Source organism: Mesorhizobium sp. WSM4813 (assembly GCF_055811555.1).
The window spans coordinates 44,350-66,953 of sequence record NZ_JBVVQU010000033.1 but is presented as its reverse complement, the minus strand read 5'-3'; the positions used below and the strand labels follow the sequence as shown (position 1 = coordinate 66,953).

The following is a 22,604-nucleotide window of genomic DNA, read 5'->3' as shown; positions in this document are numbered from 1 at the left end:
AGAGGTGGCTCGGCGCAGCCGAGACGGAGAGGGGGATTGCCGTGACCGTGACCAAGTTTTCTACAACGCATTCGCCCTACGAAACCCCCTCTCCGACCGCTTCGCGGCCACCTCTCCCCCGCTCTAGCGGGGGCGAGGAACCCCAGCAGTTGAGGCGGTGCCGACATCGACAATTCGATCGCAGCGGCCGACGGCCGTCGCATCGATGTGATTTGACGTTGCCGCGCCTTGACCTACTCTCGAATGGCGGGACGAACCGAGGAGGCGAGCGATGCAGTCACCTTTCAACGGGCTTCGCAGCGTCGCGCTGACAGCGGCATTGACCCTTGCCGCCGCCACCGCAGCCTATGCCCATCACGGCTGGTCGTGGACCGAGGACGGGTTTTTCGAACTCCGGGGCACAATCAAGGCCATCTATATCGGCAATCCGCACGCCACGCTGGATGTTGACGCCGAGGGCGAGGTCTGGCGGGTGGAGATGGCGCCGCCGTCCCGCACGATGGCCGCCGGCTTCACCGAGGAGGTTGCCAAGGTCGGCGACGAGGTGACCGCGATCGGCAACCGTTCGCTCGACGAGCAGGAAAAGCGCATGAAGGCAGTGCGGATCATCGTCAACGGCAAGACGTATGATGTCTATCCCGACCGCGTGCCGCCGGCTTGAACGAGATCCTCGCCGGCATCGAGCAACTCGCCGTCGTGCGGGCACTGAAGGCCTCCTTCGTCGCCTACCCCATAGTCAATGCGCTGCACATCATGGCGATCGGCGCGCTGCTAACTAGCGTCTGGCTCATGGACCTCAGGATCCTGGGCGCCTTCCGCTCGCTGCCGCAGGCGGCGTTCGTCGCGCTGCTGCGCCGCACCGCGTTTGCCGCATTTGCCGGCGCGCTTGTCACGGGGTCGCTGCTCTTTTCAGTCAGGGCGAGCGAGTACGCGGCGATGCCGGTTTTCCTCACCAAGATGACACTCATCCTCCTCGCCGGGGTCAACTTCCTCGTCTTCATGCGCCGCGCAAAAGGCGGTGACGAGCCGGCCGGCGGGGTCGTGACCATCCTGGCTGTGCTCTCGCTGGTGCTGTGGACGTCGGTGCTGTTCGCCGGACGGTTCATCGGTTTTCTCAACTAGGCTGAGCGTCGGCAATGTTGGACGAGCTCAAGAGCCTACGGCGATCGACCGCTCTTAGGTTGCCTTCCCCTAATCAGGTGTGACTGTTGATACTAGTCAGGTGGACTGTTATTTCAAAATATAAAAATGGATAATCAATCGGACAAGCTTGGGGAGGAACAGATGGAATCTGCGCAATTAGAGTCACCAAATTTCGCGTCGTTGATCGAGAGATTTACCGCTAAGGGCTTTAGTGAAGGAAAATCATTTACGCTTTGGTTCTTGGAGAATATTTATCGACTTGATGCCGTCGATGCTGCCGACGCCGTTTGTGATGCGCAGAATGACAAAGGTGTCGATGCCATTTGGGTCGACGAGCTAAACAAAGAAATTCATATTTTTCAATCAAAGACTACACAAAACAATAACAGTAAGATTGGTGATAATGTTTTAAAAACTTTTGTTGGAACCCTTTCTCAATTCGACACGTCTCACAAGGTTTCTGAAATTCTAGATGGCAATGCCAATCAAGATTTGAAAAACTTATTACAGAGGCAATCGATCGGACCCCTTGTCGATAAAGGATATAAGATTGTTGGTATATTTGTAACAAATCAGCTGCCGAACGCTGATACCGAAGAATTTCTTTCCAAGCATGATGCATTGATACTCTATGATCGGGCTAAGATTGCTAATGATCACGTTGATCTTGAAACTGAGGGCGGCATCGATGACAAATATACGTTCTCAGTTAGCTATGCAGGCTGTTTAAACGTAAATGTTGGTAAGCAAGCTGAGGTTTTCGTTTTCCCCGTGTCCGCGACGGCGGTGACCGGTCTTAAAGGAATAGGAGATGCATCGCTATTTAAAAGGAATGTACGCTATTCTCTCGGTAACACGATGTGAAATAAGTCCATTACAGCATCAGTGCGAGACAAAGCTGAGCATTTGTTCTTTCCTTTGTATCACAATGGCATCACGATAATATGCAGGGACGCCACCCTTGACGCCGAAACGGAAGAAATTACGATATCTAATTACGTTGTAGTCAATGGAGCTCAAAGCCTTACAACTTTCTACAATAACTCTAAGTTTCTATCCGATGATCTTCGTATATTTGTTAAGGTAATTTCTTTGAATGATGAGCGTCTGTCTAGGAAGATAACGCTTAATAGCAATAACCAGAATGCGATTAAGGCGAAAGATCTGAGGTCTGATGACGACCTCATGAATCGCCTTAGCCAGGAATTCGCAAAGGGGGACTATGGTTATAATTTCGAGATAAAGCGGGGAGAGAAGTTCGGAAACGACAACCCTGTTATCTCGAACGATGAAGCAGGGAGAATGCTTCTCGCCTTTGATTTGCGGAGGCCTTTTTCGTGTCATCAAATCTACAAGGTTTTTGACGAAAACTACTCCGAGATATTCGGTAGACCCGAAGTTGATGCGCAGCGGATAGTTTTTCTCAGGGACTTGATGAACCTGATAAACGAAGAGATAAAGGGGTTGAAGAATGGCCCTATGTCGAGCTATGCGCTTACAAAGTATTTTATACTTTCTGTCGTTCGCGAAATCATTGACACGAATCAAAATGCTAAATCTGTTGCCAACTCGAAAAAACTGAGAGAAAATCCTAAGTATTCCAGTCTATTTAAGGCGCTTACAAACATAGTTCCGGAGATCATCAACGACCTCAATCATTGGTGGATGACCAGAGTCCAGACTTTGATTATAAAGCGGATTTGAAAAGCCCGGAAAAAAACAAAGGCTTGGCGACTTGAATTGTTACGAACTTACGAAAAAGACGTTAAGAGAGGTAAGGCCACGTCGCTCATGGAATACTTGGCGTGAGAGTTGCTGTCTCAGATCTATCATCTTCTGAAAATTATTCTGTATCGCGTTACGCGAGCCCTTATCCTTTCGTGACAGAAAGGGCGTTGGAATCACAGCGCCGGCGGGACAGCACCCCCCTCTGGCCTGCCGGCCATCTCCCCCACAAGGAGGGAGATTGGCTAATCGCCTAGGCAAAATATTCCTGCAGCGGCCGCACTTCTAGGCTCCCGGCCCTCAACGCCGCAATCGCCTCAGCTACCGCAGCCGCCCCCGACAACGTCGTGTAATATGGCACCTTCTGCATCAGCGTCGCCCTGCGCAGCGATTTTGAGTCCGACACCGCCTTCTGGCCGTCCGTGGTGTTGAAGACGATCTGCACCTGGCGGTTGCGGATGGCGTCCTCGATATGCGGGCGTCCTTCCAACACCTTGTTTATTTTCTCGGCCGCGACGCCGTTTTCGGCGAGGAAGCGGGCAGTGCCTGAGGTGGCCATCACCTTGAAACCCTGGCCGGCAAGGCGCTTGACCGCCGGCAATATGCCCTTCTTGTCCTCGTCGCGCACCGAGACGAACAGCGTGCCCGCGCGGGGGAGATCAACACCCGCCCCCAACTGGCTCTTGGCGAAGGCCAGCGCGAAGTCGCGGTCGAGGCCCATGACCTCGCCGGTCGAGCGCATTTCCGGGCCGAGCAGGATGTCGACGCCGGGGAAGCGGGCGAACGGGAACACCGCTTCCTTGACCGCGATGTGGCCGGGGTTGCGTGGGTCGGGCATGGCGCCGTAATGGGCGAAGGCGTCTTCCAGGCTCTCGCCGGCCATGATGCGGGCGGCGATCTTTGCAATGGGCCGGCCGATGGTCTTGGCGACGAAGGGCACGGTGCGCGACGCGCGCGGATTGACCTCGAGCACATAGACGGTGCCGTCCTTGATCGCATATTGCACGTTCATCAGCCCGCCGACATTGAGCGCGCGGGCAAGTGCGGCCGTCTGGCGCTCCAGCTCGTTGACGAGTTCCGAGGTCAGCGAGTGCACCGGCAGCGAGCAGGCCGAGTCGCCCGAATGGATGCCGGCCTCCTCGATGTGCTCCAGGATGCCGGAGACGAAAGTCGACTTGCCGTCGCACAGGCAATCGACGTCGACCTCGATGGCGCCTGATAGATAGGTGTCGAACAGCAGCGGGTTCTTGCCGAGCAGCGTGTTGATCTGGCCGGTTTTGTCGTTGGGGTATTTCTGCTTGATGTCCTCCGGCACCAGGCCGGGCACGGTGTCGAGCAGGTAGGATTGCAGCATGCTTTCGTCGTGGATGATCTGCATGGCGCGGCCGCCGAGCACATAGGACGGGCGCACCACCAGCGGGAAGCCGAGCTCGCCGGCGACGAGGCGGGCCTGCTCGACCGAATAGGCGATGCCGTTCTTCGGCTGGCTGAGGCCAAGCTTGTGCAGCAGCTTCTGGAAGCGGTCGCGGTCTTCGGCCAGATCGATCATATCGGGCGAGGTGCCGAGGATCGGGATGCCGGCCTTCTCCAGTGCATCGGCGAGCTTCAGTGGCGTCTGGCCGCCGAACTGGACGATGACGCCGACCAGCTCGCCCGACGCCTGTTCGGCGCGCAGGATCTCCAGTACGTCCTCCGGCGTCAGCGGCTCGAAATAGAGCCGGTCCGACGTGTCGTAGTCGGTCGACACGGTCTCCGGGTTGCAATTGACCATGATTGCCTCGAAGCCGGCGTCGCGCAACGCGAAGGCCGCGTGGCAGCAGCAATAGTCGAACTCGATGCCCTGGCCGATGCGGTTCGGCCCGCCGCCGAGGATGACGACTTTTTTCCGCGATGACACCTGCGCCTCGTTGGCGAGCGCGCCGGCAAACGGCACCTCATAAGTCGAGTACATGTAGGCAGTGGGCGAGGCGAACTCGGCGGCGCAGGTGTCGATGCGCTTATAAACCGGATGAACGTGGAGCTTGTCGCGGATCTTCTGGATCTCTTCGACGTCTTTCCTGACCAGGGACGCGAGGCGGGCATCGGAAAAGCCCATCGCCTTCAGCATGCGCAGATTGGCGGCGTCCTCGGGAATGCCGTGCTCGCGGATGCGGTCTTCCATGGCCAGGATGCCGGCGATCTGCTCGAGGAACCACGGGTCGATCTTGCACATGGCGTGCACGTCTTCGAGCGAGGTGCCCATACGGATCGCCTGCGCCACCATGCGCAGCCGGTCGGGTGTCGGGGTGCCGAGGGCGGCGCGGATGGCGTTGCGGTCGTCGGCATGGCTGGCCGGCGCGCTTCCGTGGCCGATGCCGGGGATCTCGATCTCGTCCAGGCCCGTCAGGCCGGTTTCAAGCCCACGCAAAGCTTTCTGCAGCGATTCCTGAAAAGTGCGGCCGATGGCCATCACCTCGCCGACCGACTTCATCGCGGTGGTCAGCACCGGCTCGGCGCCGGGGAATTTCTCGAAGGCAAAGCGCGGGATTTTTGTGACGACATAGTCGATGCTCGGCTCGAACGAGGCCGGGGTCGCGCCGCCGGTGATGTCGTTCTCCAGCTCGTCCAGCGTATAGCCGACGGCGAGCTTTGCGGCGATCTTGGCGATCGGGAAGCCGGTCGCCTTGGAGGCGAGAGCCGACGAGCGCGAGACGCGCGGGTTCATCTCGATGACCACCAGGCGCCCATCGGCCGGGTTAACGGCGAACTGCACGTTGGAGCCGCCGGTCTCGACGCCGATCTCGCGCAGCACCGCGATCGAGGCGTTACGCATCATCTGGTATTCTTTGTCGGTCAGCGTCAGGGCAGGGGCGACGGTGATCGAATCGCCGGTATGCACGCCCATCGGGTCGATGTTCTCGATCGAGCAGACGATGATGCAGTTGTCGGCTTTGTCGCGGACAACCTCCATCTCGTACTCCTTCCAGCCGAGCACGCTTTCCTCGATCAGCACTTCGGTGGTCGGCGAGGCGTCGAGGCCGGACTGGACGATCTCGTAGAATTCGGCGCGGTTGTAGGCGATGCCGCCGCCGGTGCCGCCCATGGTGAAGGACGGGCGGATGATGGCGGGAAGGCCGACATGGTCGAGCGCCTGCGCGGCGATCGCCATGCCATGGCTGATATAGCGCTGCTTGCGGTCGCCCTCGCCGAGGTTCCAGCGCGTTTCCAGCGCGTCGAGCGCGGCGTCGAGGTTTTCGGGCTTCTCGGCCTTCAGCGCGGCGCGTTCGGCCTCGTGCGTCTTGCGGTCGGCGTTCTTGACGTCAGTGGCGTTGGCCAGCATCGACTTCGGCGTTTCCAGGCCGATCTTGTTCATCGCCTCGCGAAACAGCGCCCGGTCCTCGGCCTTGTCTATTGCCGTGGCGTCGGCGCCGATCATCTCGACATTGTAACGTTCGAGCACGCCCATGCGGCGCAGCGACAGAGCGGTGTTGAGCGCGGTCTGGCCGCCCATGGTCGGCAGCAGCGCGTCCGGCCGCTCCTTGGCGATGATCTTGGCCACCACTTCCGGCGTGATCGGCTCGATATAAGTGGCGTCGGCCAGCTCCGGGTCGGTCATGATGGTGGCCGGGTTGGAATTGACCAGGATGACGCGAAAACCCTCTTCCTTCAGCGCTTTGCAGGCCTGGGTGCCGGAATAGTCGAACTCGCAGGCCTGACCGATGACGATGGGGCCGGCCCCGATGATCAGGATCGACTTGATGTCGGTGCGTCTTGGCATATCGAGTGTCCGTTCGGCAGGCGGCTTGCACGAAAAACCGGACGGGAAGACCCGGCCGGTTGTGCTCGCGATTCTGGTATCAGGCTAGGAGGGCCTTATAGGGAAGAGTTTTGCCGGATGTAACCCCCTAAAATGCGAGTAGGGCAGTAGGGCAGTAGGGCAGTAGGGCAGTAGGGCAGTAGGGCAGTAGGGCAGTAGGGCAGTAGGGCAGAGGTTCGAGCGCCCTTTAAACATATTGCCCTACTGCCCTACTCCCCTACTCCAGCCAACTGATCCGTGATCTCGAAGCGTTCGGAAACGCCGACACGGATGATGTTCAGGCTGCCCTCGCGGGTGTAGCGGAATTCGCCTGATGAATTCGAGCCGGCGGGCCGACCGGCCTGGAAGCTGATGACGCGCGTGCCGCCATCGGGCCAGGTCACGGTCACCTCGGCTTTGTCGCCCCTGTGGACGACGCCCGCCTTGCAACTGGTCATCGGCTGGCCGACATAGCGCGCGCAAGGAATCTCGTTGCGGGCACCCAGGGCCGGCGCGGGCCTCCCCGGCGGCTGCAACCGCGCAACGGTCTGTGCGTTGGCCGGAGGCACTGTATTGATGGCGCGATTCCGGATGGGCTCCTCCGCCGCTGCGGGCGCCTGCGTCTCGCCGGTCGAAGGATTTCCGCTGGCAGCGAGCGCCAGGCGGTAAGCGTCCTCGATGGCGGCCCTGCCGATTGCCTCAGCGGCTGTCATCGTGGTTTCGGGCACGCTCAGGCGCGCTGTCAGGTCGGGCAGCGGCTGATCTGCGGTTGCCGGGTTCGAGGCCTCGGCTGCAGGGGCCGTGCCTTCGCCGGTCGGATCAGTATCCGCATCCGAAACGGTCGCCGGATTCTCGGGGTTCAGGTAGCGCGCGGGAGCCCATCCCGTCAGTTGCGGGTTGTCAATTTCTGCGACCTTGCACCAGCGGTAGCCATTGACGTCGTTGCAGCCGAGATTGTTCACGCTCGTACCATTCGGCAGCCGAGCCTTGATCTTGCCCATCGCCGATGCCGTGGCGCGGATGTTCAGGAGATCGCCTGGAGCGAGGTCGGTTACGATGGAAACGACCGACGCCTCCTCGGCCCTGGCCGGCAGCAGCGCCGTCAGCAGGAGAGGGGTGGCAGAGAGCGCGTACAGCGTCGTTCGGAGCGTAACTGTGCGCCTCATCATTTTGGCCGTGGACGATAGATGCATTACCGAAGGCGCGGCCAGGCACGGAAACGCCACCGCATTCCAGGTTGATTTTATAAGCGACGACATGGCGCTATGTAAGCCGGAAAATGCGGCTGAGGAATGAACGTGCTGAGTGTGAGGGATGGCAAGCTCAGCGTGCGGCATGAACGCGTTGCGTTCAGCCGGACATGAACGCGTTCCGCGTTCAGCCTGACATGAATCCGGTGCGTAGTGCGTGGGCCCATTCCGGCCGCCCCGCCTGTTCGGCCTGCCGTGCCGACGCCTCGTAATCATAGTCGACGGCGATGGCCTCGAAGCGATCGGGATGGCCCGGCTCACCCAGTTCGACGATGCCGTAGCGTGCGTGCGGAGAGCCTTGCTCGGAAACATGCGCCGGCGGTGTCGAATCGTCATAGGCGGGGCAGCCGATACTGCCCGGATTGAAGACGACCGGGCCGCCGGGGATACGGATCAGTTCGCTGCGGTGGCTGTGGCCGCACAGTACGATGCGGCAAGCCGGGTCGAGCGCGGCCAGCCGTCGCTTAATGGCGGCCAGCGGCGCGCGCACCAGCCGGCCATCGGCCATCGTATCGGTCAGGTATTTTTCGTCGTGGTCCGGCCTGGCATGGAAGGCGGTCACGTCAGGCGCGATCTCCAGCGTGAGGGGCAAGGCAAACAGCGCGTCGCGCTGTGCCGACGTCAGCCGTTCCTGAGCGTAGCGGTCGGACGGCCACATGGCTTCATCGGCGGTGTCGCGGGCGACGCGGCGGTCGTGATTGCCGCGCACCGTCGGCAGGGCGAGCGCTTCAAGCCGCTCCATGGTTTCGCGCGGCCAGAGCGGGCCGGAGACGCAGTCCCCGAGATTGACGATGAGGTCCGCATTGCCGCGCTGCCTGAGATCGTCGAGCACGGCATCCAGGGCGACGATGTTGCCGTGAATATCGGCGAGGACGGCAATGCGCATGGGAAGCTCCGTAGGCAGGGCAGCTTTTCCTCGCCCTCGCGAAGCGGGGGAGGTGGCCGCGAAGCGGCCGGAGAGGGGGGTCTTCGCAAGCGTCGCGTCGAGATAAATGAAGCTTCTTTGAACGATCGGAGAGCGTCAAGGCCCCTCTCCGTCTCGGCTCCGCCGAGACACCTCTCCCCACTTTGTGGGGCGAGGAACCCAGGTTCTGAGAAATCCGCTCCTTTAATCGGCGGTTCCGGCGTCGTGTTTAGGCGCGAATGTCGATCTCGGAGGCGCCCACCGCGGGCAGTGCGGTGTCATCGACCGCAGCGGCAATGACGCTATCGAGCAGGCCCGGAAAGCGGCGGTCGAGATCGTCGCGGCGCAGCGTGATCAGCCGGCTGGTGCCGACCACCTCGGTGCGGGTGACGCCGGCCTCGCGCAGCTTGGCCAAATGATAGCTGAGATTGGTCTTCGAGCCGAGATCGAGGAATTGGCTGCAATTCAGCGGCACACCTTCCTTGCTGGCGAGATAACGCACGATGGCCAGCCGCGTCGGGTCGCCGAGCACGGCAAGCACGTTCGACAGGCTGATCTGGTCGGCAGTGGGGTGGGGCAGTGTCATGCCGGAGAACTAAGCGCAATCAGGGCCGATTTCAACGCATCTCTCCTGGCGGATGCACGCAGTTTCTACCTCCCGCCACCTTGTCCTGACATAGAGCTGTCAGGAGGGTTCCGCTATTCTCGGGTGGCTTCATTGACACCATGCCCCATTATGTACAATTGTTCAATAACTTTTGAACTAAGGATTTGTTGCCATGGACAAGCGCCTCATCTGGCTTGCGCTCGGGTCTTTCACGATCGCGACCGAAGGCTTCGTCATTTCAAGCCTGCTGCCCGACATCGCGGGGGATGCCGGCATCTCGGTCCCGCTTGCCGGCACGCTGATCACCGCCTTCGCGCTCGCCTATGCGCTCGGCACCCCGATCCTGGCGACGCTCACCGGCGAATGGGATCGTCGGCGCGTTATCCTGTGGACGCTGGTGTTTTTCGTGCTGGGCAATCTGGCGGCGGCGCTGAGTTCCTCGTTCGAATTGCTGCTGATAGCGCGCATTGTCATGGCGCTGTCGTCCGGCCTGTTCGCGGCGACGGCGCAGGGGACGGCCGTGGCGCTTGTCGATGATCATCACCGCGCCCGCGCCATTGCCGTCGTCGTCGGCGGCACCACGGTCGCGGTGGCGGTCGGCGCGCCGCTCGGCGCGCTTGTCGCGACCGTCGCCGGCTGGCGCGGCACGTTCTTTGCCATCGCCGGGCTTGGCGCACTGGCCGGCGCAATCCTGTGGTACCGGCTGCCGCGCGGCATCGTCGGCACCAAGCTGCCGCTCAGGCAGCGGCTGGCCGCCACGCTTCGCCCCGGCGTGCCGTCGATCCTGCTGACTACACTTTTGGCTCTCACTGGCGCCTTCACGGTCTTTGCGTTTGTGGCGCCGCTAGCCATCGAAGGCGGGGGTTTGAGCCCGATCGCGCTGCCCGGCATGCTGCTTGCCTTCGGCATCGGCGCCGTCATCGGCAACATCGCCGGCGGGCAGGCCGCCGACCGCTTCGGCGCGACGCGCACCGTCAGCTGGTCGCTGGCGCTGAGCGCGGTCATGCTGGTCATGCTTTCGGTCATCCCGGCATTCCTGCCGCACAGCATCGCCGGGCCGGCGCTGATGGCCATGATGGTGCCGTGGGGCATCGTCGGCTGGGCCTTCCCGCCGGCGCAGGCGAGCCGCATCATCAGGCTGGCGCCCGACGCAGCGCCCATCGTGCTGTCGCTCAACGGGTCGGCACTCTATCTCGGCGTGGCGCTGGGCGCCGTCGTCGGCGGCGCGGTGCTGCGCTATGGCGCGCCAGCTGATCTCGGCCTGGTCGCTGCAGCGTTCCCGATCCTGGGTCTTGGCGTCATGCTGGCCGGCCACCGGGCGGCCCGGGCTATTGCCATGCCGGCGGAGTAAGGTCTGTTGCAAAAACCGGTCGCCGGCCGCCTTAGGCTGATGGCGCGGCCGGCGGCACATTACGCCGCCTGAACATCGGGGCATCTAAGCTGGCTGCCACATCGGAATAATCGAGGCAGCGAGCAGCAGGCCGAGCATGGCGTTGAGCACGCGCCACTGCCGCTCGGTTCTAAGCAACCGGGCGAGCAGCGTGCCTGCCACGCACCAAGCCGACAGCGACACCGCCGCCGCCACGCCGAAGACCGCGCCGAGCAAAAGGGCAAGCTGCAGCGGTCCGTCGGCGAGCGCGGCAAAAGATGCCGCCGCCCCCAGCCCCATGGCCCAACCCTTGGGGTTCATCCATTGCAGACCGGCGCCGCCGAAAAAGCTGTTCGGCTTGGCCATGGTCACGTCCAGATTGGGTGGGCCGCTGCGGCCGATCTTGAAGGCGAGCCAGATCAGATAGAGCGATCCGGCTATTTTCATCGCCAGTTGCAAGGATGGAGCCGCCGCCAACAGGCCGGCGAGCCCGGCCGCTCCTGCCGCAGCCACCGTGGCCAGGCCGGTCGCACTTCCGGCCATCAGCGGGACAGAGCGGCGAAAGCCGAACTGCGCCCCGGACGCCGTCGACAAGGTCGTGGCCATGCCGGGCGTGGAGGTCGAGACCATCGCAAACAGTACAAGCGGGGAGATGGCCTCAAACATGTTGTTTCCTCTTCAGGGAGCCGACATGCTAGCCATCGTTAGGCATCAGTAAATGCAATGTTTGCCATGGTGTGCATTAGACAATATAATGCCAACCATGATCCGCAATCTCGACACGGCCCTGATTCGCACCTTTGTCACTGTCGCCGACAAGACCAGCATGACCGCAGCGGCAAATGCGCTGCATCTGACGCAGGGCGCCGTCAGCCAGCAGATCAGACGGCTGGAGGAGGTTCTCGGCTGCAGCCTGTTCGAGCGCGACCGGCGCGGGCTGAGACTGACCCGTTCCGGCGAACGACTGTTGGGCAAGGGCAAGCGCCTGCTCTCCCTGAATGACGAGATCTGGGCCGATATGGTTGCCAGTGCGGTTGCCGGTGAGGTGCGGCTCGGCGTACCGTATGATCTGGTTGGCACCGTGCTTGCGCCGGTGTTGAAGACCTACGCCGAAACCTATCCGCAAGTCGAGATTTCGTTGGTCTGCGCCTCGTCGCCGGAGCTTGCGGAGGCATTGGCATCTGGCACGATAGACCTTGCCGTGATCGAGGAACCGGTCGGTCCGTCCGCCGGCGAATGTCTCGCCATCGACCGGCTGGTCTGGGTCGGCGCCAGAGGCGGTGTCGCTCGCCGCAAGCGGCCTTTGCCGGTTTCGATGGTGGCCGATACCTGCGCGTTCCGCCCGGCGGTGCTAGCGGCGCTCAGCGAGCATAGGTTGGAATGGCGGACCGTGTTCGAGAACGGCAACCTCGATGCGACGACAGCGACGGTGCGCTCGGATCTGGCCGTCACCACCTGGCTTGCCTCCACCGTGCCTGCCGACCTCGATATTCTGTCTGCCGATCCGGAGCTGCCGGCCTTGCCGAATTTCTCGATCAATTTGCACCTGCCGAAGCATGGTGTCGGTCCCGCCGCGCGGGAATTTGCCGCGTGCATCCGCGATGGGCTGGTGCGGCGGCAACAGGCGGCGTGATCGGCAAATGGCAAAGGGACGGCCGGTGTCCGGCCATCCCTTGTTGTTAGCGCTGTGCGGTCGTCTACTTCCAGGTCCGGCGCCTCTCGATCTCGGCTTCGGACGGTTCTTGCTGGGCGAAGGATCCGGTCTTGATCTCACCGGCGCGTTGATAGGTGGCCATAATGACGCCGGTGGTCGATGCCTGCGAGCGGTTCAGCTTGAAAGCCGCCGGGATTGCGCCGCTGCCAAACAGCCGCTTGCCCTTGCCCAGCACCAGCGGGAAGGTCAGCAGGCTGATCTCGTCGATCAGGTCATTGGCGAGCAAGGTCTGGATGAGTTCGCTCGATCCCTGGATGAGCAGGTCCGGGCCGTCCTCCTGCTTGAGCTGGCGCAGTGCGGCCACGACGTCGTCGCCGAGCCACTGGCTGTTTTGCCACGACAGCGTATCGGGCCGGTGGGTTGCCACATATTTGGTGGCGGCGTTGAAGCTGTCGGCGATCGGACCGCTCTCCTGGTACGGCCAATGCGCGGCGAATATGTCGTAGGTCTTGCGGCCGAGGAGCAGCGCGAACGGTTTTGCGAAGGTCTCACCAATAAAGGCGCCCCCGACGTCGTCCCAGTAATGGAACGTCCAGCCACCGAATTCGAAGCCGCCGACCGGGTCTTCTTCCGGACCGCCGGGCGCCTGCATGACGCCGTCGAGGCTGACGAATGTCGCAGTGGTGATCTTCCTCATTGGATTCTCCCTTTTTCTTCATCCGTGCCGTTGCGGCCGGATTTCGGCCAAAGGACGTGCGAGCGGACGCCTGTCCGACAGGGCCGGAAAAAACTTCCAGCGCTCCAGCCGGCGACGGGGCAAGCATCGGACGCCTCGCCTCGGCGACGTCATTGCGACCGCCTGCCGCCAATACTTTGCGACGAGAACCAGACGTCGCCGATGACGGCGGTGGCGGTGGCGTCCGGTGCCTTATCGGCCGTCAGCCAGATCGAGCGGCTGCGCGCCGCCTTGTCGCGGTCGATTTTTGTCGCGGGGCCCGCGGACGGGGTGCCGATGCAAGGGATGAACCATGACCGCATGAAGGGGTCGCAGGCAAAACCCTGTTCGGTGCGACTTACCATCACCGCGAGGCCGACGCGCTCGGCCGGACGCCACGGAAAGACCATGCGGGCGCCGGGCTTCAGCGCCTTCAGCCACTCGGCCGTTGGTGCTGCAACGCCGGCATTGACATAGATGATGTCGGACGGTGGCGGGCTGCCGATGACCGCATCGCCATGGATGACGGTCACATTGCCATAGGCTTCGAGGTTCTTTCTCGCGCGGTCGGCGAGACTGGGTTCCAGTTCGAACGCGGTGACTGCGCCGCCAGGTAAAACCAGCTGTGCCAGCAGAGCTGTGTAGTAGCCGGTGCCGGCGCCGACATGGGTGACGGTCTCGCCGGGTTTTGGCGCCACCTTGCCGATCCACATGGCATGCAGGAACGGCTCGCCATTGTTGATGCCCTTGTCGGCGTCGAGCGCCACCAGCACGTTCTGATAGATGTGAACAGGATCGGCGCTCGGCGTTTCGACCTTGTCGTTGCCGGCGACGACCGTCCACGGCCCAGGTCCGAGAAAGGCTTCGCGCGGGACCGCGCCGAATACGTCTTCGAGACGCGGATCGGCCGGACCTGCATTGGCAGCCATCAGCCGCGCATAAAAGCGGCGCACATCGGCGAGATCGGTCATGGCCTCAAGATAGCGCAGACTGCCGATTTGTCGCGTCGATGCCGAGGGCAACGAGCACCATGTCAGCGCCGAGACGCTTGAAGCGTTTCGTAAGGCAATGATGGCGACACGCCAAGTCTACCGCCATTGCCGACAGTCCTGCCGGAACCGCCGCGTTGCCGCTGCGTTTGAGATCGTGCCAGCAATTGGCGTGAGACCGAGGAGGATACCATGGGCGTCGAACAGGCACCGACAGCGAAGGGCAAGCAAGCGGCCCAGGGATTGAAGCAAGCTGCGGCGAAGGACGAACGCAAGACGGAAGCGGAAACCGGCCGCCCGCTCAAGAAGGGCGCAGCCCGCTTCGACGAGCGTTCGAAAAGCTCGGACGGCAAGAGCGCCGGTACCAAGCAGAAGATCTGAGCGTAACCGCCAAGTCCAAGACCAAAAAAGCCGTCGGCAGGGCTCTCAGCCGCGGGTGTCGTGCACCGACTGACCCCAGAGCCGGCGGCCCTTCATACGAAAAATACTGTGACTTGGCGCAACCATTAAGATAATTGTTTGTTGGGTCGGATCGGGCCATGAGATCGGCCAAATACCGACACATGCATCGCGGGGAGTTGCCATGCTCTGGAAGGGTCGTCGTCAAAGTGACAATGTCGAAGACCAACGCGGCCAGGGCGGCGGGTTCAACCTGCCGCGCGGTGGCCCCGGCCGGCTCCGCATCCCGATCGGTGGCCGCTCCGGCGGCGGAATGTCGCTGTCGACCATCATCATTCTCGTGGTCCTCTATTTCGGGCTGAAGGCCTTTGGCATCGATCCGCTGCAGATCCTGGCCGGCGGCGGTGGCGGCTTAGCGCCTGGCGGCGGCGGTCAGATCACCGACAACAGCGGCGGCACCGGTGCGCCGGCCTCCGACGAGATGAAGCAGTTCGTCTCGACGGTGCTGGCCGAGACCGAGGACACCTGGACCGGCATTTTCCAGGCCGAGGGCCTGACCTATGAGGATCCGAAGCTGGTGCTGTTCAGCGGCCAGATCCGCTCGGCCTGCGGCTCCGCCTCGTCTGCGGCCGGACCGTTCTACTGTCCCGGCGACCGCAAGGTCTATCTCGACACCACCTTCTTCCAGCAGCTCGACGAGCAATTCGGCGCCTCGGGCGATTTCGCCCAGGCCTATGTGATCGCGCATGAGGTCGGTCATCATGTGCAGAACCTCACCGGCATTCTGCCGAAGTTCAACCAGATGCGACAGCAAATGGGCGAGGCCGAGGCCAACCACATGTCGGTGCAGGTCGAACTTCAGGCCGATTGCTTCGCCGGCGTCTGGGCGCATTTCACCGGGCAGAAGGGAATCCTCGAGCAGGGCGACATGGAAGAGGCGCTGAACGCCGCCCAGCAGATCGGCGACGACACGATGCAAAAGAAGATGCAGGGTTATGTCGTGCCGGAAAGCTTCAACCACGGCACCTCGCAGCAGCGGCAGACATGGCTGGCGCGCGGCTACAGGAGCGGCAAGCTGTCGGACTGCGATACGTTCAACACTCCGATCTGAGGTGTTTGGACTTTCGTTGAAATGACCATTGAAGCGCCGGCGGCTATGCAGGTTGTGGCCGCGTCCATGTCGACAGTTGATGTCGGGATAAAAATTCCTGGCGTGTTCCCTTATTGTTCTGTGCCGCTGACTCGCCTATAACGGGCTGTTCCGCCTTCGCTCCGAGGCGGCTCCAGGAGTCGATACCGCTATGATCGAAGCCAGAACCGCCAGGCGGGGCCTTGCGCTTGTTTTCACCACGCTGCTGCTCGACATCACCGGCATCGGCATCATCATGCCGGTGCTGCCGGCCTATCTGCAGGAACTGACCGGCGTTGGCGTCAGCGAAGCGGCGATCGAGGGCGGCTGGCTGTTCTTCGTCTATGCGGCCATGCAGTTCCTGTTCGCGCCGCTGGTCGGCAATCTCAGCGACCGCTTCGGGCGCCGTCCGATCCTGCTGGCCTCGGTGCTGACTTTCGCCATCGACAATCTGATCTGCGCCGTAGCCTGGTCCTATTGGGTCTTATTCATCGGCCGGGTGCTGGCCGGCATCAGCGGCGCCAGCTATTCGACCGCCTCCGCATTCATCGCCGATGTCAGCACCGACGAGAACAGGGCGAAGAATTTCGGCCTGCTCGGCATAGCCTTCGGTGTCGGTTTCATCATCGGCCCGGTGCTGGGCGGGTTGCTTGGCGAATTCGGGCCGCGCGTGCCGTTCTGGGGCGCGGCGGTGCTTGCGCTGATCAACTTCATCGTCGCCTGGTTTTTCCTGCCGGAAACGCTGGAGCAGCATCACCGGCGCCGGTTCGAATGGCGCCGCGCCAATCCTCTCGGCGCCCTGAAGCAGATGCGCAACTACAAGGGGATCGGCTGGATCGGGCTGGTGTTCTTCCTGATGACGCTCGGCCACATGATGTATCCTGCCGTGTGGTCGTTCGTCGGCAGTTACCGCTACGGCTGGAGCGAACAGCAGATCGGCTTCTCGCTCGGCGTCTTCGGCCTTGGCGGGGCTCTGGTGATGGGTTTTGTCCTGCCTCGCGTCATCCCGCGGCTCGGCGAATGGCGGACCGCTGCCATCGGACTTGCTTTTACCGCGCTCGCCGCCTTCGGCTATGCCGCGGCTTGGAAGGGCTGGATGATCTATGCGGTGATCGTGGCGACCTGCCTCGAGGCGCTGGCCGACCCGCCGCTGCGGAGCCTGGCGGCGGCCAAGGTGCCGCCCTCCGCGCAAGGCGAATTGCAAGGTGCGATGACGAGCGTGTTTTCGATCACCAGCATCATCACGCCGTTGCTTTATACGGGAATCTTCGCCTGGTTCACCGGGCCGAGCGCGCCCGTGACGTTCGGCGGCGCGCCCTTCGTGCTCGGCGGCATCTTTCTCGCTCTGTCGCTGATCGCATTCGTGCTCAGGGTCGAGAAGCCGAGCGCGGTGAGGGACGTCACGACGGCGCCGGTGCGAACCTGAAGAATCAGGCGCGCTCCGCCAGCGCCGGCTCGCCGCGCTTTTCGCGGATGAGATTGATGAAGCGGCGAAACAAATAGTGCGAATCCTGCGGGCCGGGTGAGGCTTCGGGATGATGCTGGACCGAGAAGACCGGCCTGCCGGTCAGCGTGATGCCGCAGTTCGAGCCGTCGAACAGCGAGACATGGGTCTCTTCGACGCCGCTCGGCAACGAGTCGGCATCGACGGCGAAGCCGTGGTTCATCGAGACGATCTCGACCTTGCCGGTGGTGTGATCCTTTACCGGATGGTTGGCGCCGTGATGGCCCTGATGCATTTTGGCGGTCTTGCCGCCCAGCGCCAGCGCCAGCATCTGGTGGCCGAGGCAGATGCCGAAGACCGGGATATCGGTCTTCAGCAGGTCCTGAATGACCGGAACGGCGTAGTCGCCGGTGGCTTCCGGGTCGCCGGGACCGTTGGAGAGAAAGATGCCGTCGGGCCGCATGGCGAGGATCTCCTCGGCGCCGGTGTTGGCCGGCACCACGGTGACCTTGGCGCCGAGACCGGCAAGCAGGCGCAATATGTTGCGCTTGACGCCGTAGTCGATGGCGACGACATGCATCGACGGATCGATCTGTTCGCCAAAGCCCTCGTCCCATACCCAGGGCGTCTCGCGCCAGACCGAGGACTGGCCGGAAGTGACGTCCTTGGCCAAGTCAAGTCCGATCAGCCCAGACCAGGCGGCGGCGCGGCGCTTCAGATCGTCGATGTCGAAGACGCCGTCGGGCGCGTGCGCGATGACAGCGTTAGGCATGCCCTTTTCGCGGATCAGCGCGGTGAGCGCGCGGGTGTCGATGCCCGAAAGCGCTACGATGCCACGTTTCTTCAGCCATTGGTCGAGACCAGCTGCGGCGCGGTAGCTGGATGGATTGGTGACGTCAGCCTTGAACACGGCGCCGACGGCGCCCGCCCGCGCGACTGGGTTAAGATCCTCGATGTCCTCGTCATTGGTGCCGATATTGCCGATATGCGGAAAGGTGAAGGTGACGATCTGGCCGGCATAGGACGGGTCGGTGAGGATTTCCTGATAGCCTGTCAGTGCGGTGTTGAAGCAAACCTCGGCGACGGCGGAGCCGGTGGCGCCAAGACCGCGGCCCTCGATGACGGTGCCGTCGGCCAGCACCAGCAAGGCGGTCGGCTTCTCGGTGGCCCAAGGGGGGGTCGACGCGGCGGTCATCGTTGCCATGGCGGCACTCCTAAAAGGCTGCACCCTTCAATCGGTCCGGCGAACCGATCTGCGCAGCAAACCGCGCGCAGCAGCGATTTCGCAGCCAGCGCGCGCAACAAAAATTCAGTTCATGCAAGGCCCAGTACATAGGGGAAGGCGCCAGAGCGGTCAATGACGCTACGTCCGCAGGCGCGATTTATTTCGTCGAACAATATCAGCGGTTTGCCGGGCAGCGTCGAATTGCCTTGGGCTTTCGGCACGGCTATTGTCCGTCGCATTCGAAGGAGGAAGCATCATGCGCGGCAAAATCGCCGAATCCCTGAAGAGCGCGATGAAGGCGCAGGACAAGCGCCGGCTGCCGACATTGCGGCTGATCCAGGCGGCCATTCACGATCGCGACATCGCCAATCGCGGCGCCGGCAAGGAGCCGGCCAGCGATGACGAGATCCTGCAGATCCTGGCCAAGATGGTGAAGCAGCGCGAGGAGTCGGCCAAGGCTTTCGACGACGGCAAGCGGCCGGAGCTTGCCGCGCAGGAGCGCGACGAGATGGCCATCATACGAGACTTCCTGCCGACGCAACTGGGCCAGGCAGAGACCGAAACGGCGATCCGCGCCGCCATCGCAGAGACCGGCGCCAGCGGCGTTAAGGACATGGGCAAGGTGATGGCCGTGCTCAAGGAGAAATACGCCGGCCAGATGGATTTCTCCAAGGCGAGCGGCATCGTCAAAGGACTGCTGACGTAGGGGTTTCCCGCTGCAGCGATGCTCACAAGGCCTCGAAAAAGGCGACCGCGAGCAGCCTGACCGGCTGTGGATGATCCTCAAGCGCTCTTCGGTTTCTTCTGTGAGCGGGCAGTAGCTCGCACCGACATGTTCAGTGCCACGGCGGCGCGTATGAGTGCCTTCAACGCCTCATCATCGATCTTGTCGCCCTCATGGAAATCGATGGCGCGTCTGGTGTTGCCTTCGAGGCTGGAGTTGAAGAGGCCTGCAGGGTCTTCCAACGAGGCGCCTTTGGCGAAGGTCATCTTCACGACATTCTTGTACGTCTCACCGGTGCAGACAATTCCGGCGTGCTCCCACACCGGAACCCCTCTCCACTTCCACTCCTCGACCACTTCGGGGTCGGCCTGCTTGATGAGGGTTCGGACCCGAGCGAGCACCTCGCCCCGCCAGTCGCTCAGCTCGTTGATTCTCGCATCTATCAACTGAGAGGGAGTGTCTCCTCCTGCTCCTTCCTTCGAGCCGCTCTTCTTCATGGCTGTTGTCGCTTTGGTCATGATTGGTCCCAGTGGCTTTGTGAACGTTCGGCGTCCGGCGTCTCACGACGGCATCGATGCGGCGGGCCGTTTGCCGCTCCGGCGGGCGACAAACTCTCGACGTCGAGGAGGAACCTTCGTCCCTCCAGACCCGTTTTGCAACGAGGATCATACGAAAATGGAGCTTCGATTTGGCGGCGCGTTTGTTGAACATTGTCGGCGCCGCCAGCAGCGCCGGCGCCTATTCGCCGGGGCAGGAACAAGCCCCTTCGGCCTTTCGGCGACATGGGCTCGCAGAGGCGCTCGCGAGCCGAGGCAGAACCATCAGGGATCACGGCGATGTTGCATCGTTCCGATGGCGACCGGATCCCTTGCGGCCGCAGGCCATGAACCTGGAGACCGTGTGCCAGGCCTGTGACTTGGTCGCAAGCCACGTGGCGACGGCGATCGCAGCGCAGGAAGACGTGCTTGTTTTAGGCGGTGATTGTACTGTGGAGCTGGGAACGGTCGCCGGAGCGAATGCGGCCGGCGCGCAGATCGGACGCGTCTACATAGACTTCGATGCCGATCTCAACGCACCTGATACGAGCGACGGCGCCTTGGACTGGACCGGCGTCGCTCATCTGCTCGATATTCCCGGGTGCGAGCCTTCGCTCGCTAAGCTCGGCCCAACCCGTCCGATGCTCGTGCCTCAGCAGCTTCTCTATTTCGGCGTCGAGAATATCACTTCGCCCGAAGCCGCCGCCATCAGAGATAATGCGATCAAGGTTATATCGCGTGAGGAAGCTTTGAGTGATATCGAGGCGGCGGCGGCGCGCGCGGCCGAATGGGCGGCGCGCTTTGACTGCGTGCTCATTCACTTCGATGTCGATGTGCTCTCCTTTATCGATTTTCCGATTGCTGAGAATGTGCGCCGTTGCGACGGTCTCAAACTGGAGCAGGCCGCCTTCGTGCTAAAGCAGCTGACCGGCCTGCCGCAATGGCGCGGCCTGACCATCACGGAAGTTAATCCGGCCCATGCGCCAGACGAGGCCGCCGCGTTCGCACGCTTCAATGAGGTGCTTGCAGACGCCCTTGGGTAGTTCGCGACGCATCTTACATTCGTTCGCCGGGCAATTGGCTGGCTTGCTTCACCCAAGCGGCAAACTGAGCTCGTCGAGCTGGTCCTCATAAACGTCGAGGTAGCGCACTTCCTTGTGCTTGGACTCGCCGGGAGGAAGAGGACGCAGCGACGTGCCTCGGAAGAAGGTCACTTTGACGTAGCGGGTGAAGACATGGAACGACAGGAACCAGCCCTGGCCCTTGATGCCGTAAAACGGCGAGTTCCATTTGACTGCCTTGTGCACGCCGGGGACGGTGCGCACGATGATTGCGTCGAGGCGGCGCCCGACGTCGCTTTTCCAGCCCGGCATGGCCGCGATGTAGGCCTGCACGGGAGCCCCGCCTTCAGCCTTCGCGATCTGGGGGTTGCCGCCAGCGAGGAGTGTCGGCTTCGCAGCCTTGCCGGATTGCGGCTTCGGCGTCGCCTTGCGCGGTTTGGTCGGTTTCGTAGCGCCCCGCTCGGCGGCGGCCTTCGCCGATTTCTCGGACGTGTGGTCGGCCATTGTGGTCACTCCAAGTGGTAATCGATGATACTTGATTCTAGAAGGCCGCCCGTGAAGATCAACTTCGGAATCTTGTTAATCCCCGCCACCCAATAAGCGCACAGGTGGAGGCTTCTCCTCCAAAGGGCAGGCGTCGGAGGCGACCCGGATGCCTGCCGGCGCAGCACTCTATTCGGCTGCGGCCGGCAGCGGCGGCGTCGTGTTGCGGCGCCATTCCCAGATATGCGAGGCAAGCGCGACCGCCACGGCGACCAGCATGGCTATGGCGCCAACCACCGGCAGGCTGCGATAGCCATAACCGGCATTGAGCATGGCGGCGCCGAGCGAGGCGGCCAGCGCGATGCCGACATTGAAGCCGGCCGGGATGAGCGATGAGGCGAGATTGGAGGCATCCGCCGTCCAGGTCAGGATACGGGTCTGGATCGGCGTGCCGATGGCGAAGCTGAGACCGCCCCAGATAGTGATCGCCACGACCATCGCCACCGGGTACGGACTGACGGCGTAAATGACGGCGAGTGTCACTGCCTGCATGAAAAGCATGGTGATGAGCGACGGCATCAGTTTCCAGTCGGCGAGCCGCCCGCCAAGAAAGACGCCGATCGTCGCGCCGACACCGTTGAGCAGGAGCACCCAGGGCACCAGGCCCTCGTCGAGGCCGGTGATTTCAAGCAGCGTCGGCGTGATGTAGGTGAAGAGGCCGAACTGGCCGATCATCAGCATCAGCATGAGGATCAGCGACGTCCAGACCTGCTGGCGTGCGAGCACGCGTACCTCGCTGCCAAAGCTGACGGACTGGCGCGACGAACCCGTCTTGCGCGGCAGCAGGGCGGTCATCGCTGCGATGGAGACCACGCCAAGCGCGCACATCACCCAGAACGTCGCGCGCCACCCCCAGACATTGCCGATCGCCGTGCCGGCCGGCACGCCGATGACATTGGAGACGGTGAGGCCCGACAGGATAAGCGCAACGGCCATTCCACGCTGGTCCTGGCGGACCAGGCCGACCGCGACCACCATCGCGACGCCGAAATAGGCGCCGTGTGCCACAGCCACCGCAATCCGCAGCAGCAACATGGAGGCGAAATCCGGTGCAAGTGCGCAAGCGGCCTGGCCGATGGTGAAGGCTGCGGCAAGGCCAAGCAGCAAGGCCTTGCGCGACAGCGCCTTGGTGGCGAGCGTCAACAGCGGTCCGCCGATCGCGATGCCGCCGGCGTAGCCGGAGACGAGGTAACCGGCAGTTGGGATGGAGACGCCAAGGCCATTCGCCACCTGCGGCAGCACACCGGCAATGACGAACTCGGTGGTGCCGAATGCGAACGCAGCGATGAACAGGGCGATGAGGGGAAGCATGGCGCTGGAAGGCGATCCTTGAATGAGATGGCCTCAAATCACGAACGAGAGCCGCGGGCAATCCAGAAATTGTCGACGCCACTTTAGGTTTTCTTGATCTG

The 22,604-nt window shown here is 62.3% G+C and carries 21 protein-coding genes and 2 pseudogenes; 12 read left to right on the top strand and 11 right to left on the bottom strand.

All coding sequences use genetic code 11. From position 1 onward, the window contains the following. Window positions 1-271 precede the first annotated feature (271 nt). The 4 genes from AC0L25_RS19810 (at window position 272) to AC0L25_RS19795 (ending at window position 2,847) form a co-directional block, all read left to right on the top strand. Window positions 272-661: a DUF6152 family protein gene (locus AC0L25_RS19810; protein WP_473597065.1), complete on the top strand. Its 390-nt coding sequence runs from the start codon at window positions 272-274 to the stop codon at window positions 659-661. Continuing rightward, complete coding sequence (locus tag AC0L25_RS19805; RefSeq protein ID WP_473597064.1) at window positions 658-1,122, top strand: DUF6644 family protein; 465 nt, start codon at window positions 658-660, stop codon at window positions 1,120-1,122. Before AC0L25_RS19810 ends, AC0L25_RS19805 begins: the two co-directional genes overlap by 4 nt. Window positions 1,123-1,248: 126 nt before the next feature. Next, the gene (locus tag AC0L25_RS19800) at window positions 1,249-2,007 is read left to right on the top strand and encodes a hypothetical protein (RefSeq protein ID WP_473597063.1); all 759 of its coding nucleotides are present in this window, start codon (window positions 1,249-1,251) and stop codon (window positions 2,005-2,007) included. Window positions 2,008-2,016: 9 nt separating this feature from the next. Continuing rightward, on the top strand, window positions 2,017-2,847 hold the full coding sequence (locus AC0L25_RS19795) for an AIPR family protein (protein WP_473597076.1): 831 nt from the start codon (window positions 2,017-2,019) through the stop codon (window positions 2,845-2,847). A 274-nt stretch (window positions 2,848-3,121) separates the two neighbouring features. On the opposite strand, the gene carB is transcribed toward AC0L25_RS19795, so the two are convergent. From carB to AC0L25_RS19775, 4 genes are all read right to left on the bottom strand, one after another. Next, window positions 3,122-6,625: a carbamoyl-phosphate synthase large subunit gene (carB, locus tag AC0L25_RS19790; RefSeq protein WP_473597062.1), complete on the bottom strand. Its 3,504-nt coding sequence runs from the start codon at window positions 6,623-6,625 to the stop codon at window positions 3,122-3,124. Between the two features lie 248 nt (window positions 6,626-6,873). Next, on the bottom strand, window positions 6,874-7,809 hold the full coding sequence (locus AC0L25_RS19785) for an SH3 domain-containing protein (protein ID WP_473597061.1): 936 nt from the start codon (window positions 7,807-7,809) through the stop codon (window positions 6,874-6,876). A gap of 211 nt (window positions 7,810-8,020) precedes the next feature. Beyond that, window positions 8,021-8,779: a metallophosphoesterase family protein gene (locus AC0L25_RS19780; protein WP_473597060.1), complete on the bottom strand. Its 759-nt coding sequence runs from the start codon at window positions 8,777-8,779 to the stop codon at window positions 8,021-8,023. Window positions 8,780-9,026: 247 nt separating this feature from the next. Beyond that, entirely contained in the window at window positions 9,027-9,383 is a 357-nt protein-coding gene (locus AC0L25_RS19775) for an ArsR/SmtB family transcription factor (protein ID WP_473597059.1), read from the bottom strand. A gap of 193 nt (window positions 9,384-9,576) precedes the next feature. On the opposite strand from AC0L25_RS19775, the gene AC0L25_RS19770 reads away from it, so the two are divergent. Then, complete coding sequence (locus AC0L25_RS19770; RefSeq protein WP_473597058.1) at window positions 9,577-10,755, top strand: MFS transporter; 1,179 nt, start codon at window positions 9,577-9,579, stop codon at window positions 10,753-10,755. A gap of 84 nt (window positions 10,756-10,839) precedes the next feature. Here AC0L25_RS19770 and AC0L25_RS19765 read toward each other — a convergent pair whose 3' ends face one another. After that, complete coding sequence (locus AC0L25_RS19765; RefSeq protein ID WP_473597057.1) at window positions 10,840-11,439, bottom strand: LysE family translocator; 600 nt, start codon at window positions 11,437-11,439, stop codon at window positions 10,840-10,842. Window positions 11,440-11,536: 97 nt separating this feature from the next. Between AC0L25_RS19765 and AC0L25_RS19760 the strand changes: the two genes are divergently transcribed. Next, complete coding sequence (locus AC0L25_RS19760) at window positions 11,537-12,406, top strand: LysR substrate-binding domain-containing protein (protein WP_473597075.1); 870 nt, start codon at window positions 11,537-11,539, stop codon at window positions 12,404-12,406. A gap of 64 nt (window positions 12,407-12,470) precedes the next feature. Here the strand turns inward: AC0L25_RS19760 and AC0L25_RS19755 are convergent, their stop codons facing one another. After that, window positions 12,471-13,124 (bottom strand): dihydrofolate reductase family protein, encoded by a 654-nt coding sequence (locus AC0L25_RS19755; RefSeq protein ID WP_473597056.1) that lies wholly within the window; start codon window positions 13,122-13,124, stop codon window positions 12,471-12,473. A 149-nt stretch (window positions 13,125-13,273) separates the two neighbouring features. Then, the gene (locus tag AC0L25_RS19750) at window positions 13,274-14,113 is read right to left on the bottom strand and encodes a protein-L-isoaspartate O-methyltransferase family protein (protein WP_473597055.1); all 840 of its coding nucleotides are present in this window, start codon (window positions 14,111-14,113) and stop codon (window positions 13,274-13,276) included. Between the two features lie 31 nt (window positions 14,114-14,144). Between AC0L25_RS19750 and AC0L25_RS19745 the strand changes: the two are divergent. From AC0L25_RS19745 to AC0L25_RS19730, 4 genes and pseudogenes are all read left to right on the top strand, one after another. After that, window positions 14,145-14,219, top strand: a pseudogene (locus AC0L25_RS19745) (manganese-binding transcriptional regulator MntR); the annotation flags it as partial. A gap of 104 nt (window positions 14,220-14,323) precedes the next feature. Continuing rightward, window positions 14,324-14,512 carry a hypothetical protein gene (locus AC0L25_RS19740; protein WP_352954845.1) on the top strand — a complete coding sequence of 63 codons (189 nt, stop codon included), beginning with the start codon at window positions 14,324-14,326 and terminating at the stop codon, window positions 14,510-14,512. 202 nt (window positions 14,513-14,714) lie between these two features. Then, window positions 14,715-15,641, top strand: coding sequence for a KPN_02809 family neutral zinc metallopeptidase (gene ypfJ / locus AC0L25_RS19735; RefSeq protein WP_473597054.1), 927 nt, complete (start codon window positions 14,715-14,717; stop codon window positions 15,639-15,641). A 190-nt stretch (window positions 15,642-15,831) separates the two neighbouring features. Then, complete coding sequence (locus AC0L25_RS19730) at window positions 15,832-17,085, top strand: TCR/Tet family MFS transporter (protein ID WP_473597053.1); 1,254 nt, start codon at window positions 15,832-15,834, stop codon at window positions 17,083-17,085. 4 nt (window positions 17,086-17,089) lie between these two features. Here AC0L25_RS19730 and carA read toward each other — a convergent pair whose 3' ends face one another. Then, window positions 17,090-18,307, bottom strand: a complete 1,218-nt coding sequence (carA, locus tag AC0L25_RS19725; protein ID WP_473597052.1) for a glutamine-hydrolyzing carbamoyl-phosphate synthase small subunit — start codon at window positions 18,305-18,307, stop codon at window positions 17,090-17,092. A gap of 277 nt (window positions 18,308-18,584) precedes the next feature. On the opposite strand from carA, the gene AC0L25_RS19720 reads away from it, so the two are divergent. Then, the gene (locus AC0L25_RS19720; protein ID WP_473597051.1) at window positions 18,585-19,034 is read left to right on the top strand and encodes a GatB/YqeY domain-containing protein; all 450 of its coding nucleotides are present in this window, start codon (window positions 18,585-18,587) and stop codon (window positions 19,032-19,034) included. A 77-nt stretch (window positions 19,035-19,111) separates the two neighbouring features. Here AC0L25_RS19720 and AC0L25_RS19715 read toward each other — a convergent pair whose 3' ends face one another. Next, window positions 19,112-19,570, bottom strand: a complete 459-nt coding sequence (locus tag AC0L25_RS19715; protein ID WP_473597050.1) for a DUF1801 domain-containing protein — start codon at window positions 19,568-19,570, stop codon at window positions 19,112-19,114. Between the two features lie 56 nt (window positions 19,571-19,626). Here AC0L25_RS19715 and AC0L25_RS19710 point away from each other — a divergent pair, with 56 nt between their 5' ends. Further along, a complete protein-coding gene (locus tag AC0L25_RS19710; RefSeq protein ID WP_473597049.1) occupies window positions 19,627-20,631 on the top strand; it encodes an arginase family protein in 1,005 nt (334 codons plus the stop codon). 13 nt (window positions 20,632-20,644) lie between these two features. Here AC0L25_RS19710 and AC0L25_RS19705 read toward each other — a convergent pair. Together AC0L25_RS19705 and AC0L25_RS19700 are read right to left on the bottom strand one after the other, a co-directional pair. After that, window positions 20,645-21,153 (bottom strand): annotated as a pseudogene (locus AC0L25_RS19705) (DUF1801 domain-containing protein). Between the two features lie 168 nt (window positions 21,154-21,321). Then, entirely contained in the window at window positions 21,322-22,503 is a 1,182-nt protein-coding gene (locus tag AC0L25_RS19700; RefSeq protein ID WP_473597048.1) for an MFS transporter, read from the bottom strand. Window positions 22,504-22,604: the final 101 nt, after the last annotated feature.